This window comes from Mesorhizobium sp. CNPSo 4688, assembly GCF_057784295.1.
The window spans coordinates 417,253-429,194 of the sequence record NZ_JBWLUY010000003.1 but is presented as its reverse complement, the minus strand read 5'-3'; the positions used below and the strand labels follow the sequence as shown (position 1 = coordinate 429,194).

The window sequence follows — 11,942 nt, the reverse complement described above, 5'->3', positions numbered from 1 at the left end:
CCGATGCGCTGGCGATCCTTCGCGCCCCCCTCTGTCCTGCCGGACATCTCCCCCACGAGGGGGGAGATCAGCAGCTCCCGCCGACCGCTCCTCACTCCACCAGATCGATCGTTTCCGTCGTCTTCTCCACGCAGATGAAGCAGCACGTATCGCAAGGCTGGTCATTGTCTGGCCCGACCCCGGCCGAAATCGCATCATTGCCGTTCACCCAGGCGCCGTAGCAGATGTTTTCGCCCTGAGAGCACGAGATCGGCACCGATTTCTGCGAGTTCGGTTCGATCAAAAACACCTGGTCGCCGCCCGGCCACGACATCTTGCGGTCACGGCTGAACAGCTCCACCGCCACGGCCTGGCTGCGCAGGTTCTTGACGAAGAACGCCATGTCGGCGGCATGCGCCGGGGTGGCGATGAGGAGGGCGGCAAGGGTGAGGCGAAGCATGGCGGTTTCCGAATCGGAGAGGGGAACTAGAGCATGAGCGGAGAAGCGGCGGTAGAGCGGGCAATCTCCCCCCTCGAGGGGGAGATGTCGCCGAAGGCGACAGAGGGGGTCGGTCCGACCGGACTCGACCTCATTGACGCCGAGGAAGGCTAGCGCTCCACGCGATGCGACCCCCTCTGGCCTGCCGGCTTTCGTCGCTCGGAAAGCCAAGCAATTGGCTTCCCGTCCGCTACGCGGACCACTCCTCAACCCCCTCAAGGGGGAGATCAGCGCCTCACCACCACATGCGGCGCGAATGTCTTTATCGCCTCGACCATGTCCTGGCCGCGCACATCCAGCGACGACACCTCCATGTGCACGATGTTCTTGCCGAAGGGCAGCATCCGGTCGAGCGCATTGGCGGGCGCATATTTGATTTCGTCGGGCGGCTCCCGCGTGAGCTCGAAATTGAGCATTGCCGCGCCCTTGCCGGAGGTCAGATGCACGCTCTTCACCATCGCCCATGGCACCAGGACATCACCGGCGCGGCGATCTCGGAAACCATGGCTGTCCAGGATAACCTTGACCGAACTGTCGAAGGCGCCGCGCGCGATGACATAGCCGAGCCCTAGGCAGCCGAGCGCCACCAGCGCGATGACAAGCACATGGCCGCCATCGGCGCCCGCCGCCAGTCCGCGCAGCGCGCCGAAACCGGCAATCGCGCCGATCAGCAACGGCCCGATTGCCGGGAAGATCTTTCCCGTGGCGCTGTTGCGGAGTTCGAGCGGCGCGGACATCGGACAAGATTGAAACTGAACGCCGCGCGAGTCGAGAGGTCTATGCCGGGCTGGCTGGCGCGCTTTGGCCAGCCGGCCGCTCGCGGCATAAATACAGGATCGCCAGCATCACCGCGATCAGCACGATGGCGTAATAGATCCCGACGCCGGCATAGTGTTCCGCCCTTTCGATCGGATAAATGCGGCCGTCCCTGGCGGCGCGCGCCACCATCGAGGCGACAAGCGCGTCATGCGAGAACATCCAGTTTATCGCGCTCAGGAGCAGGACCGAGATGAGCAACAGGGCGTTGTAGAACTTCGCCCTCGGCGCGAACCGCAGCAGCATGGCGCCACACCAGCCGTAAACGGCGCCGTAGAGCGCGGTTGCCGCATTCTTCAGCGGCGTCTGCTCGACCATGAACAGGAAAGGCGTGCCGTCATCGCCTTCGGCCAGGCGCAGCATGTACCAGATGCCGGAGAGCACGCCGAGCGTGCCGAGCAGCAGATTGGCCCATTGACGCTGGCCGGCCGGTTGCTCGTTGAGCGGGTAGGAGAGCAGCCATTCGCCCACCGAGGCGTTGGCCAGCCGCACAAGAGCGACAAGGACCACCGAAACGAGCTGCCGCGCCGCCCATGTCGTCGGTTGACCGAGAACGGCCTCGCCGACACCGGGAAACAGCCGGTCGGCGACGACCACCGCCGCATTCACCCAGGCATAGTCGAGGCAGAAGCTGAGGAACGGCAAGACATATTTGCGCAAATCGAAATTCTCCGCCCTGTCACTTCTGCTTGGCGCATCGCCCCTGCTTAACGGTTGGGCCGCACAAGTGTCCAGATCCAGCCGGCAAAGGTCAGCACCAGGAACGGATAGCCGGCGGCGGGCAGCGGCGCCGAGGTCGGCAGCAAGGGCGCGCCCCACAGCACCATGGCCACCGTCACGATAAACAGGATGGCGGCGATGAGGCCGGTCAGCCGCATCCACAGCGCAAAAGTGTTCGCCGCGCCGATCAGGACAAGCGCTGCCGCCCACAGCGAAATGCCGGCGACATAGGAGGGCACACTGGCCTCCAGCCCCGCCGCATTGCCGGCCAGCAGCAGGCTTTCGCCGGCGAGGAAGGTGAGGAACCCGGCCGCGACGCAGTCATTGCCCAGCCGCTGGTATTTCATGGTCAGAAGTGCGGTTGCCAAGACGAGCGCTACGCCGTCGATCGCCCAGAGCGTTTCGCGCAGCGGCGCGCTGGTGACGAAGGTGCCGGCCAGTCCGAAGGCACCACCGATGGCGAGGCCGAGAGAGGCGATGAGGTCTGAGGTGGTGCGCATGTGACGGCTCCCCAAGCGGGGAGAGGATACTGCAGGGTGGGGTGATCGCAAAGCTTGGCGATGGCCACCTTACAATAAAAACGTCAGTAATGTGGACCTATGTTGCATTGCAATAGAATCATACTCCCTTGATGATGTTTGCTTTTTAGCAAACAAGAAGTATTGTTCGCGGAAGCGGGGTCGCTTTGCGCTGAGTTATCCCCGCTGGGAGGAGTTGCGTAAGCGTTTGTATTTATTGTGGAAATCCCGAAACCATTAGCTTCTGTTAATGGTTTATTAGCCATGCCTTGACTCTCGGCATAGCTTAACCTCATCTTGAAGTCGTCCAGAATCAAGAAACCGCCGCAAAGCTGGCGAGCCGCGACGGTTTCAGAGTTCTAGCCCGCACAAGATTGGACGTCAGGCGCGGGGTATGGCGTATTTGGTACACTGATGTTGAATCAGAATAATCCGCCATGGTCAAGCCTGACGTTCGCTCACGCCAATCAAGGAGTGACTCCTATGGCGCAGCGTACTTACCCCTCGTACTGGTTGTACAAGGACAATCGTGGTGAATGGCGTTGGACGTACGAAGCTTCGAACGGCGAGACCATCTCCGTAAGCAGCGAAGGTTACAAGCGCCGCGTCGATGCCCAGCGCGGTATCGACATCATGAAAGCTTCGACAAACAGCCCGGTCTGGTACCCGGCGAATCTCGAAAATGCTGCCTGACGACGGCCTATCGAGAGGGGCCCGCTGCCTTGTTAGGCGGGGCTCCTCCCTGTAGGAAATACATTTCAGGTGACCGCGCGAGTGATCCATCATGCCCGACCGCTCTATTGCATCCGTAGGATTCAGAGTCCGCACTAACGCAGTAACATATATCGAATTTGGTAAAAGTAACTCTCTTCTCGACTTTGATGTTATAATGTTTCGACCCGACATTGGGAACTATATGTTTTCCAGCGAGGTATACAATGGAAAACCGTGTTTAGATGACGAGAAATCGTTTTCTATCAAACGTCACATGGAGCACTGGCGTCGGGAAATAAGAGATGCAGTAGATAGCGGTAAGACCGTTATAGTATTTATGACCGACCTAACGCCGATCTCGATCGCCACCGGCGAAAGGAAATACTCCGGAAGTGGTCGAAATGCTCGAATAGAGCGAATGGTAACGGATTACGACAATTATCAGTTCCTACCATACGCCCTACGAATGACTCCAAGCGTCGGAAGTTCGATGGTGTTAGGGTCAGCAAAAGCACAACCGCTGGCCGAGTATTGGAGAAGTTTCGAACAGTATTCTCTTTACAAGGTTATGCTTGACGGTACTGGAGTTTCTGGCCAGATACTGACTCGAAATGGCGGAAAGACAGTCGGTATGATAGTCCGCTCAAGGACGGCTAACGGCGCTTTAGTTTTGTTGCCAGATGTCGATGTTGAAACTAAGCTCTCAGGCGTAGTCCAAACGAAAGCCGGATTGCGCCCATCAGACGAGAGTCAAAAGTTTTCTGATAGGCTCATTAGCGCCGTGGTCTCGATCGACAAGGCTATAAAGGAGTCGGTCGAAGTTACACCAGAGCCGCCTTGGGCTACAGATTTTATTTACAAGTTGAGGGCCGAAGTTGACATCGAGAAACGAATTGCTGACTTGGACACCGAGTTCGCGCGAATAAGTGCGGAGACCGCTGGTTTAAAGGACAAGTTGGTAGATATCTCTTCTCTGCGAGGATTACTCTACGAGAAGGGCCCTCCCTTGGAGAAATCTATAATCAAGGCTCTTCGCATTCTTGGCTATGAAGCTGACGGTTTGAAAACAGCGGACTTAGAGCTTGATGTCGTGTTCACTTCACCTGAAGGGAGATTAATTGGAGAAGCTGAAGGAAAGGACGACAAGCCGATAAATGTTACAAAGCTTCGACAACTCGCACTCAATGTCCACGAGGACTTTGCACGAGATGACGTCGAGACGCTTGCAAAGGGTGTTTTGTTCGGAAACGGTTACCGTCTCACCGCGATAGCTGAGCGTGAAGACCCTTTCACTGATAAATGTCAGAGTGCATCGCAAGTCAGTTCGACAGCGTTAGTGAGCACACCAGATTTATTTTTGGTTGCTAAGTACCTTGGCGAAAACTCCGATCCAGACTTCGCAAAGCGATGTAGAGAGCTAATCGGTTCAGGAGTGGGTCGCGTCTCTTTTCCGGTCACTCCAGAAGCTAAGGTCCCTGGCTGCGATACTTAGAACGAGACCGCTTTCGTTGTTCAGTATCCGTATGAGGACGGGCGCTTAAGTCAGTACGTCGGATCGACGCGTCCTCCTTAGTCGCCCATCTTCAAGGCCTGGATAAACGCCTCCTGCGGAATATCCACCTTGCCGAACTGGCGCATCCGCTTCTTGCCTTCTTTCTGCTTGTCCAGCAGCTTGCGCTTGCGGCTCACGTCGCCGCCGTAGCATTTGGCGGTGACGTCCTTGCGCAGCGCAGAGATGGTTTCGCGGGCGATGACCTTGCCGCCGATCGCGGCCTGGACCGGGATTTTGAACAAATGGTGCGGGATCAGCTCTTTCAGCTTCTCGACCATCTGCCGGCCGCGCTTTTCCGCCGCCGTGCGGTGGACCAGCATCGACAGCGCGTCGACCGGCTCCTCATTGACCAGGATCGACATCTTCACCAGGTCGCCCTCGCGATAGTCGGTCAGATGATAGTCGAACGAGGCGTAGCCCTTGGAGATCGACTTCAGCCGATCGTAGAAATCGAAGACGACCTCATTGAGCGGCAGATCGTACGTCAGCATGGCGCGCTTGCCGACATAGGACAGGTCGGCCTGGATGCCGCGCCGGTCCTGGCAGAGCTTTAGAATACCGCCGAGATAGTCGTCGGGGGTGAGGATGGTGGCGCGGATCCACGGTTCTTCGATGGCTGAAATCTTCACCACGTCAGGCATGTCGGCTGGGTTGTGCAGCTCCTTCATCGAGCCATCGTTGAGCAGCAGCCGGTAGACGACGCTGGGTGCCGTGGCGATGAGGTCGAGGTTGAACTCGCGCTCCAGCCGCTCCTGGATGATTTCCAGATGCAAGAGGCCGAGGAAGCCGCAGCGATAGCCGAAGCCGAGCGCGGCACTGCTTTCCATTTCATAGGAGAAGGAGGCGTCGTTGAGGCGCAACCTGCCGACCGCGGCGCGCAGATCCTCGAAATCGGCGGCGTCGACCGGGAACAGGCCGCAGAACACCACCGGCTGCGCCGGCTTGAAGCCGGGCAGCGCATGCGCGGTGGCGCGCTTGTCCTCGGTGATGGTGTCGCCGACGCGTGTGTCGGCCACTTCCTTGATCGAGCCGGTGAAGAAGCCGAACTCGCCGGGGCCGAGCTCGTCGACATTGATGCGGGCCGGCGTGAACACACCGGTGCGCTCGACCAGATATTTGGCGCCGGTGCCCATCATGCGGATGGTCTGGCCCTTCTTCAGCACGCCATCGATGATGCGCACCAGCACGATGACGCCGAGATAGGCGTCGTACCAGCTGTCGACCAGCATGGCCTTGAGCGGTGCGGTCGCGTCGCCTTCGCGCGGCGGCGGCAGTTGGTGGACGATGGCTTCGAGCACATCGGGAATGCCGAGGCCGGTCTTGGCCGAGATCAGCACGGCGTTGGAGGCGTCGATGCCGATGACCTCCTCGACCTGCTCGCGGATGCGCTCGGGCTCGGCCGCCGGCAGGTCGACCTTGTTCAGCACCACGACGATCTCGTGGTTGTTGTCGATGGCCTGGTAGACATTGGCCAGCGTCTGCGCCTCGACGCCTTGCGAGGCGTCGACGACCAGCAGCGAGCCCTCGCAGGCGGCGAGCGAGCGCGACACTTCATAGGCGAAGTCGACATGTCCGGGCGTGTCGATGAGGTTGAGGATATAGTCCTCGCCATTGTTGGCGCGGTATTTCAGCCGCACCGTCTGTGCCTTGATGGTGATGCCGCGCTCGCGCTCGATGTCCATCGAGTCCAGCACCTGCTCCTTCATGTCGCGCAGCTCCAGCCCGCCGGTGGACTGGATCAGCCGGTCGGCAAGCGTGGATTTGCCATGGTCGATATGGGCGACGATGGAGAAATTGCGGATGTGGTCGAGAGGCGTGCTCATGTCGCGCGCTTTAGCAGGGGCGGGTTGCAGGGGCAAGCGGGGGTGGGTTTGCAGAGCAACACTGCCGGGAATGAAGCCGCAATGACCAATGTCTGCGCTGCCCCTCATTGTCCTGCCGGACATTTCTCCCCGTATAGTGACGGGGAGAAAGGGCCTGGCCGCAGCCGCGGCGCTCTTCTTGTTGCAACATTGGCGATTGGCGAAACCGGCGATGACAGCGTCCCTCTCCCCGTCACTCTACGGGGAGAGGATGCCGGCAGGCAGGTGAGGGGCAGCGCCAACGCTTAGAACAGGTGTCGTCCCGCATCGCGCACATCACAAACCGGTGAGCGATGTAACGAAGCCTCGGGCGGCTGCGAAGTGGGTGATGACCGGCGCATCCCAGCGCCCCACGGAGCAAGCCCAATGTCCACAAAACTTATCGCCTTGTCCGGCCTCCTCGCAGCATCGCTGTTGTCGTCGATCGGCACCGCCTTCGCCCAGCCGCTCACCGTGGTCGAATTGTTCACCAGCCAGGGCTGTTCGTCCTGCCCGCCGGCCAATGCCAACCTGATCAAGGTCAAGGACCAGCCAGGCGTTCTGGCGCTGTCGTTCAACGTCACCTATTGGGATTATCTCGGCTGGAAGGACACGTTCGGCCGCGAGGAGTTCACGCAGCGCCAGGTGCGCTATGAGCCGTCGCTCGGCCGCTCGGGTCCGTTCACGCCGCAGGTCGTGGTCAATGGAGGCGCCGATGCGGTGGGCGCGGCGCCCGGCGAGATCGAGCAGCTGATTACCTCGAGCACCCATGCCGCAGGCCCGTCTCTGTCGCTCGACGGCGGCAAGATCAGCATCGGCGCGGGTTCCGCACCCGGCGGCAAGGCCGATGTCTGGCTGGTTCGTTACAACAAGGGCGTCATCGAGGTGCCGGTGGCGCGCGGCGAAAACACCGGCCGCACCCTGCCGCATGCCAATGTCGTGCATTCGCTGGAGAAACTCGGCAGCTGGAGCGGTGACGCCACCTCGCTGCCGCTGCCGGCAGCCTCCGGGGGCCTCAGCACGGCGGTGCTGGTGCAGACGCCCGGCGGCGGGCCGATCCTGGCCGCAGCCGCCAACTGATTTTTCTATTTCTACGCAACGCCGCTAGCGCGGCATAACCGGGCTCGCATCCGCGCGCCCTCATCAGAGAGGAAGTACCCATGACCAAGACCCTGACGGCGCTCGCCTTTGCGCTTTCGATGACGGCCTTCGCCGCCGGCGCCCGCGCCGACGAAGCAACCAACGCGGTGAAGCCGGCCGATCCGATGGCCACCGAGGCGATGAAGCCGGCAACGGACGCCATGAAGCCGGCGACCGATGCCATGAAGCCCGTCGACCCGATGGCGACGAATGCGATGAAGCCCGCCACCGACGCCATGAAGCCGGCCGATGCCATGAAACCCGCAACGGATGCGATGAAGCCGGCGGACGCGATGGCGCCCGCTAACTAAGGCTTGAACCCGCGGCCCGGCTGTACAGCGGCCGGGCGGCGCACGGCAATTTGAGAAACCAGACGGGACGATCTGTCGTATAGTCGTCGCCACCATCAAGGAGATCAGACATGACCGGCATTGCAAAGACGAGAACGCCGATCTTGAAGAGCGCGCTTGCCGCGCTCATCGTCGCCGCGGCGGCGGCTGCCTTCTGGCAGAGCCCGGCGCGCTCGGCCGAGGACGCGGTGGTGATCCCGCCGCCGGCGATGGACGAGAAGGCAGCCAGCGGCAGCGAGAAGGCGATCTTCGCCGGCGGCTGCTTCTGGGGTGTGCAGGGCGTGTTCCAGCACGTCAAGGGCGTGACCAAGGCCGTCTCCGGCTACACCGGCGGCGCCAAGGATGACGCCGTCTACGAAACGGTGGGCAGCGGCCGCACCGGCCACGCCGAATCGGTCGAGATCACCTACGATCCGTCCAAGGTGACCTATGGCCAGCTGCTGCAGGTCTATTTCTCGGTCGCCCACAACCCGACGCAGCTGAACTACCAGGGCCCGGACTCGGGCACCCAGTACCGCTCGACCATCTTTGCCGAGAACAGTGAGCAGCAGAAGATAGCCCAGAGCTACATCGCCCAGCTCGACAAGGCCAAGGTGTTTCCCAAGCCGATCGTCACCACGCTGGAAACGGGCAAGACCTTCTATCCGGCCGAGGAGTATCACCAGGATTTCCTGACGCTGAACCCGACCTACCCCTATATCGTCTACAACGACCTGCCCAAGGTGGCGAATTTGAAGTCGCTGTTCCCGGCGCTGTACAGCGAAAAGCCGGTGCTGGTGCTGGCGGGGAAGAGCTGAACACCTAATCTCCCCCCTCGAGGGGGAGATGTCGCCGAAGGCGACAGAGGGGGTCGGTCCGACCGGACGCGACCTCCTGCGGCAGACGAAGGTTAGCGCTCCACGCGCGGCGACCCCCTCTGGCCTGCCGGCCATCTCCCCCTCAAGGGGGGAGATCAGCTCCCCTCAATCATACGTCAAATCCGTCGCCTTCCCGCCGAACACTCGATACGCATAGAACGAATAGAAAATAATCACCGGCAGCACGACCACCGTGCCGGCGAGGATGATGGCGAGGCTTTCCGTTGCCGACGCCGCCTGCCAGATGGTCAGCCTGTCGGGCACCACGAAGGGGTAGAACGACCACGCCAGCCCGGCAAAGCCGAGGGCAAAGATGGTGGCGAGCGTCAGGAACGGCCGGAGCGCATGGCGGTCGTCGGGCTTGGGCAGATAGAAGGTCTGCCGCCACAGCCACAGGAAGAGCAGCGCCGACAGGATCGGCAGCGGCGACAGATAAAGCATTTCGGGCCAGCCGAACCATTTGGCGAAGATGCGCGGGCTGGCGAAGGGGGTGGCCAGCGACACCGCCGCCATGCCGAGCGCGGTCAGCACGAGGGTTGTGCGCAGCCAAGCCACCGCCTTCTTCTGCAACGCGCCTTCAGTCTTGTAGATTACCCAGGCGGCGCCCATCGCGGCATAGGCCGCCGACAGGCAAAGCGCCACCAGCGCGCCGAAGGCGATGCCGCCAAGGCCGACATCGAGGCCCAGCACATAGACGCCGAGCATATAGCCCTGCGCCAGCGAGGCGATGATGGAGCCGAGGAAGAAAATGCGGTTCCAGCGCTGCTTCTTGCCGGACGGCACCTTGGCGCGGAAATCGAAGGCGACGCCGCGCAGGATGAGGCCGACCAGCAGCACGAAGACCGGCAGATAAAGTGCGGTCAGGATGACGCCATGCGCCATCGGGAAGGCGACCAGCAGCAGGCCGACGGCCAGCACCAGCCAGGTCTCGTTGGCGTCCCAGAACGGGCCTATTGCCGCGATCATCGTGTCCTGCTCGGCATCTTCGGCGACCGAGAACAGGATACCGATGCCGAGATCGAAACCGTCGAGAATGACGTAGATCAGGATGGCCAGGCCCATCAGGCCGGCGAAGATGAGGGGGAGCGCGGTTGGCCAGTCAAAGGTCATTGGTATCTCCTTACGCACTGGTCTTGATTTACGAAGTCGGCGCTGCCCCTCATCCCCCTGCCGGGACCTTCTCCCCGTATAGGGACGGGGAGAAGGGGGCTGGTCGTAATCTCGGCACCCGTTCTGCAGCGGTGGTGATTGGCGAAAGCGGCGATGACAGCGCCCCTCTCCCCGTCCCTATACGGGGAGAGGATGCCGGCAGGCAGGTGAGGGGCAGCGCTGACCGTAAAAGCGTACATCCTCACTCTCCTGCAGCCGGCTGCGACATGGCCGTCTTCATCACGCCCGGCAGCGGCGAGGTGTCGCCGTCCTTGGCCGCCTTCAGCGCCAGGTGCACCAGCACGCCGAGATAGGCGATCAGCAAAAGCACATAGAGGATGAGATAGATCGCCAGCGTCAGTGCGACATGGCTGCCGGCGACCGGGCCGACGGCGTCCGCCGTTTTCAACACGCCTGTGACCAGCCAGGGCTGGCGGCCGATCTCGGTGGTGTACCAGCCGGCGAGCGTCGCCAGCCAGCCGGATAGCGCCATCGGCACCATCAGCATGGCCAGCGGCCTTGGCAGGCTGTGGCGGCGCTTGAGGAAGAAGGTGGCCGACCATGAGACGATGAGCATCAAAATGCCGGTGCCGACCATGATGCGAAAGCCCCAGAACAACGGGAGGACCGGCGGGTGGAGGCCGGGATAGTCGTTCAGCCCCGGCACGATGCCGCTGGTCGAGTGCCGCAGCACAACACTGGCGCCATCGGGAATGGCGACCTCGAACTTGTTTTCCTTCGTCGCCTCATCCGGCCAGGCAAACAGCACCAGCGGCACGTTGGGCCCGGTGTTCCAGTTGGCTTCCATGGCGGCGATCTTCTGCGGCTGGTGCTCCAGCGTGTTCAGGCCGTGCTGGTCGCCGGCAAAGATCTGGATCGGGATCAGGATTGCGGCGGTGAACACACCGGTGCGCAGCGCCTTCCACATCGATTCCGAACGGTCACCGGTGAGATAGCGCAGCGCCGACAGGCCGGCGATCAGGAATGAGACGGTGAGCCCCGAGGCGAGCAGCATGTGCACGAGGCGGTAAGGCATGGACGGGTTGAAGACGATCGCCCACCAGTCGACGGGATGCGCCTTGCCGTCGATGATCTCGAAGCCGGCCGGCGTCTGCATCCAGGAGTTCAGCGCGATGATCCAGAAGGCGGACAGCGTGGTGCCGCCGGCGACCAGCACGGTGGCCAGCGTATGGACGCGGTTCGACACACGGCGGAAGCCGAACAGCATGATGCCGAGGAAGGCCGCTTCGAGGAAGAAAGCGGTGAGGATCTCGTAGGCGAGCAGCGGCCCGGCAATGTTGCCGACCTTTTCCATATAACCCGGCCAGTTGGTGCCGAACTGGAAGCTCATGGTGACGCCCGACACCACGCCCATGGCGAAGGACAGCGCGAACACCTTCACCCAGGTGAAATAGGCGCGCATCCAGGCGGAATCATTGGTGGCGTTGTAACGCAGCTTGAAGAACAGCAGCACCCAGCCAAGCGCGATGGTGATCGTCGGAAACAGGATGTGGAACGAAATGTTCGCCCCGAACTGCATTCGCGACAGGATGAGCGGGTCCATGGCGGGCTCCGGCTGCTGTTTCTTGCCGCAGGATAGGCTGCGGATGCGGTGCGGTCAAAGCGACGTGGCGCCACGCGGGGCGCGTTGTCGCAGCAGATCGGGCCAAACCGTCAGTGCCCCACCGTCCGGAGCAATCGCATATGACGGCACCCTACGAATACCCCCACCCCTAACCCCTCCCCACAAGGGGGAGGGAGACTTGCGTCGGCGCTGACAGCGGCCAATTTGTCGGGGTTATGACGT

At 61.6% G+C, this 11,942-nt stretch carries 12 protein-coding genes; 5 read left to right on the top strand and 7 right to left on the bottom strand.

Translation table 11 applies throughout. The annotated features are described in order from the left end of the window. Window positions 1-91: 91 nt before the first annotated feature. From AC04SH_RS07760 to AC04SH_RS07745, 4 genes are all read right to left on the bottom strand, one after another. The gene (locus tag AC04SH_RS07760; protein ID WP_203277416.1) at window positions 92-439 is read right to left on the bottom strand and encodes a hypothetical protein; all 348 of its coding nucleotides are present in this window, start codon (window positions 437-439) and stop codon (window positions 92-94) included. A 266-nt stretch (window positions 440-705) separates the two neighbouring features. Further along, a complete protein-coding gene (locus tag AC04SH_RS07755) occupies window positions 706-1,215 on the bottom strand; it encodes a hypothetical protein (RefSeq protein WP_488574566.1) in 510 nt (169 codons plus the stop codon). A gap of 40 nt (window positions 1,216-1,255) precedes the next feature. Continuing rightward, on the bottom strand, window positions 1,256-1,954 hold the full coding sequence (locus AC04SH_RS07750) for a hypothetical protein (protein WP_488574565.1): 699 nt from the start codon (window positions 1,952-1,954) through the stop codon (window positions 1,256-1,258). Between the two features lie 47 nt (window positions 1,955-2,001). Further along, the gene (locus AC04SH_RS07745; protein ID WP_488574564.1) at window positions 2,002-2,514 is read right to left on the bottom strand and encodes a hypothetical protein; all 513 of its coding nucleotides are present in this window, start codon (window positions 2,512-2,514) and stop codon (window positions 2,002-2,004) included. Between the two features lie 501 nt (window positions 2,515-3,015). Here AC04SH_RS07745 and AC04SH_RS07740 point away from each other — a divergent pair. Beyond that, window positions 3,016-3,225, top strand: a complete 210-nt coding sequence (locus AC04SH_RS07740) for a YegP family protein (RefSeq protein WP_488574563.1) — start codon at window positions 3,016-3,018, stop codon at window positions 3,223-3,225. Window positions 3,226-3,316: 91 nt separating this feature from the next. Next, window positions 3,317-4,738, top strand: a complete 1,422-nt coding sequence (locus AC04SH_RS07735; protein WP_488574562.1) for a hypothetical protein — start codon at window positions 3,317-3,319, stop codon at window positions 4,736-4,738. Between the two features lie 77 nt (window positions 4,739-4,815). On the opposite strand, the gene lepA is transcribed toward AC04SH_RS07735, so the two are convergent. Beyond that, window positions 4,816-6,621, bottom strand: a complete 1,806-nt coding sequence (gene lepA / locus AC04SH_RS07730; protein WP_488574561.1) for a translation elongation factor 4 — start codon at window positions 6,619-6,621, stop codon at window positions 4,816-4,818. A 405-nt stretch (window positions 6,622-7,026) separates the two neighbouring features. Here lepA and AC04SH_RS07725 point away from each other — a divergent pair, with 405 nt between their 5' ends. The 3 genes from AC04SH_RS07725 to msrA all read left to right on the top strand — a co-directional run bounded on the left by AC04SH_RS07725 (window position 7,027) and on the right by msrA (window position 8,926). Then, window positions 7,027-7,719, top strand: coding sequence for a DUF1223 domain-containing protein (locus AC04SH_RS07725; RefSeq protein ID WP_488574560.1), 693 nt, complete (start codon window positions 7,027-7,029; stop codon window positions 7,717-7,719). Window positions 7,720-7,799: 80 nt separating this feature from the next. Beyond that, window positions 7,800-8,090 carry a hypothetical protein gene (locus tag AC04SH_RS07720; protein WP_488574559.1) on the top strand — a complete coding sequence of 97 codons (291 nt, stop codon included), beginning with the start codon at window positions 7,800-7,802 and terminating at the stop codon, window positions 8,088-8,090. 110 nt (window positions 8,091-8,200) lie between these two features. Next, window positions 8,201-8,926, top strand: coding sequence for a peptide-methionine (S)-S-oxide reductase MsrA (gene msrA, locus AC04SH_RS07715; RefSeq protein ID WP_488574558.1), 726 nt, complete (start codon window positions 8,201-8,203; stop codon window positions 8,924-8,926). Window positions 8,927-9,091: 165 nt separating this feature from the next. Here the strand turns inward: msrA and AC04SH_RS07710 are convergent, their stop codons facing one another. After that, window positions 9,092-10,096, bottom strand: a complete 1,005-nt coding sequence (locus AC04SH_RS07710; protein ID WP_488574557.1) for a cytochrome d ubiquinol oxidase subunit II — start codon at window positions 10,094-10,096, stop codon at window positions 9,092-9,094. Window positions 10,097-10,337: 241 nt separating this feature from the next. Beyond that, on the bottom strand, window positions 10,338-11,699 hold the full coding sequence (locus tag AC04SH_RS07705) for a cytochrome ubiquinol oxidase subunit I (RefSeq protein WP_488574556.1): 1,362 nt from the start codon (window positions 11,697-11,699) through the stop codon (window positions 10,338-10,340). Between the last annotated feature and the right edge of the window lie 243 nt (window positions 11,700-11,942).

Excerpts from the sequence above, each read along its gene's own strand:
- AC04SH_RS07760 (WP_203277416.1), bottom strand. The coding sequence starts at position 439 with ATGCTTCGCCTCACCCTTGCCGCCCTCCTCATCGCCACCCCGGCGCAT.
- AC04SH_RS07755 (WP_488574566.1), bottom strand. The coding sequence starts at position 1,215 with ATGTCCGCGCCGCTCGAACTCCGCAACAGCGCCACGGGAAAGATCTTC.
- AC04SH_RS07745 (WP_488574564.1), bottom strand. The coding sequence starts at position 2,514 with ATGCGCACCACCTCAGACCTCATCGCCTCTCTCGGCCTCGCCATCGGT.
- AC04SH_RS07740 (WP_488574563.1), top strand. The coding sequence starts at position 3,016 with ATGGCGCAGCGTACTTACCCCTCGTACTGGTTGTACAAGGACAATCGT.
- AC04SH_RS07735 (WP_488574562.1), top strand. The coding sequence starts at position 3,317 with ATGCCCGACCGCTCTATTGCATCCGTAGGATTCAGAGTCCGCACTAAC.
- lepA (WP_488574561.1), bottom strand. The coding sequence starts at position 6,621 with ATGAGCACGCCTCTCGACCACATCCGCAATTTCTCCATCGTCGCCCAT.
- AC04SH_RS07725 (WP_488574560.1), top strand. The coding sequence starts at position 7,027 with ATGTCCACAAAACTTATCGCCTTGTCCGGCCTCCTCGCAGCATCGCTG.
- AC04SH_RS07720 (WP_488574559.1), top strand. The coding sequence starts at position 7,800 with ATGACCAAGACCCTGACGGCGCTCGCCTTTGCGCTTTCGATGACGGCC.
- msrA (WP_488574558.1), top strand. The coding sequence starts at position 8,201 with ATGACCGGCATTGCAAAGACGAGAACGCCGATCTTGAAGAGCGCGCTT.
- AC04SH_RS07710 (WP_488574557.1), bottom strand. The coding sequence starts at position 10,096 with ATGACCTTTGACTGGCCAACCGCGCTCCCCCTCATCTTCGCCGGCCTG.
- AC04SH_RS07705 (WP_488574556.1), bottom strand. The coding sequence starts at position 11,699 with ATGGACCCGCTCATCCTGTCGCGAATGCAGTTCGGGGCGAACATTTCG.